We start from the raw sequence: 1392 nt of genomic DNA, 5'->3' as shown, positions 1-1392 counted from the left end.
GTTCCAGGAGGATCAAGGTGTCGGCCGCATCGCCGGCGATCCGCCGGTCGGCCAACGTGCGCTGCAGCTGCCACGCCTCGTCGTAGGGCATCAGGCCTGGGCGCATGACCTCCATGAAAATGAGGCTACGCTCACCCGCGGTGTCCTCCCAGAGCCCGCGGCAAGACACCGCGGGCGTCACACTCCTGACAGCAGCCGAGGGATGACAGACGTTTCCAGTACACCCCCGGTCGTACCGGCCGTAACCGTACCGTCGTCCGCCGTGCTGCCCTCAGCCGTACCGCCCCCGGTTGCGCTGCTTTCGGTTGTGTTGCCCCCGGTTGTGTTGCCCTCGGTCGAGGTCCGCTCGATCCTCCACGCATACACGTCCGGCCGGTCGGCCACGGCCTCCACCAGCTCGGTCCCCTGGAAGTGCAGGCCGACCCCGTCGTCGGTGGCCCAGCCCGGCGGCAGCGTCCCGTCCGCGACCAGCTGCTGGTAAAGCGGACGCCGGCCCGGCTCTGAGTCGTAGTGGGGGGTGTTGCTGAACGGCAGCAGGCCGATTCCATTGGTGACCGGTCGCAGGTCCGGCCCGAACGAGTCGGTGGTGCCCCCGGCGTGCCAGCACAGCGATCCCGCGGACACTCCGGCAAGGACCACGCCTGCCTCCCACGCTTCCCGCATGATCACGTCGAGGCCGTGTGTGCGCCACACAGCGAGCAGGTTCGCCACGCTGCCACCCCCTACCCAGACCACGTCCTGGTCCAGCAGGTGCGAGCGGGCGTCGGGGACGTTCGGCATCGGGAACAGCGCCAGGTGGGACGCGTGCACCTGCGGGGTGTCCCGCGCGAGCGCGGCGTAGTAACGCGCGTAGGCGGCCGGGTCGTCGCCGACGGCGGTGGCCAGCAGGCACAGTTTCGGACGCGCCGGATCCCCGGCCAGGCGCAGCGCGTGGTGGATCAGCGGGCCGACCCGTGCGCCCCAGCGCCCGTCCGGCAGGAAGCCGCCGCTGGTCGCGAGGATGTTCATCGTCCGGCCTCCGTGTCCGTGCCCGCACATGCCTGTGCCCGCATGCCCGTGCATGCCCGTGCTGTTCGGCGTTTTACCGTATTCGTAGCGTCCGTGGCATTCACGGCCGTGCGCCGCGGCCACCGTACCCTGACCCGCTCTCGGCGAGAGTTATCCACAGTTTGATGGGGAGGGCTGCACAGAATGGTTTTTTCGGCTTACCGTCACGGTTTGTGACCTCAATGTACGATTCCACCGGTTCTCGTGGTGGACGTGAGAACCCGGTCGATCCTCCCGTACCCGGAGTCGTGTTGCGCGCCCGGGTCCGGGACGCCGGCGCCGGGGACGTGTGGGCCGGCCGCGTCGTGGCCACCGGGGCCGAGTGCACGCTCCGGCGGGTCAGGC

The 1392-nt window shown here is 69.8% G+C and carries 1 protein-coding gene; it reads right to left on the bottom strand.

The window, feature by feature from the left end; all coding sequences use genetic code 11:
* Positions 1 to 177 precede the first annotated feature (177 nt).
* The gene (locus DD1DGNOD_RS19495; protein ID WP_206443311.1) at positions 178 to 1008 is read right to left on the bottom strand and encodes a peptidase E; all 831 of its coding nucleotides are present in this window, start codon (positions 1006 to 1008) and stop codon (positions 178 to 180) included.
* Positions 1009 to 1392: the final 384 nt, after the last annotated feature.

Source organism: Candidatus Protofrankia californiensis, assembly GCF_900634765.1.
Taxonomy (GTDB): Bacteria; Actinomycetota; Actinomycetes; order Frankiales; family Frankiaceae; genus Protofrankia; species Protofrankia californiensis.
Note: the sequence above shows the minus strand (reverse complement) of the source record. Positions and strands in the feature narration are given on the sequence as shown.

Bases quoted from the DNA above. Each gene is read 5' to 3' on its own strand.
- DD1DGNOD_RS19495 (WP_206443311.1), bottom strand. From the start codon at position 1,008: ATGAACATCCTCGCGACCAGCGGCGGCTTCCTGCCGGACGGGCGCTGG.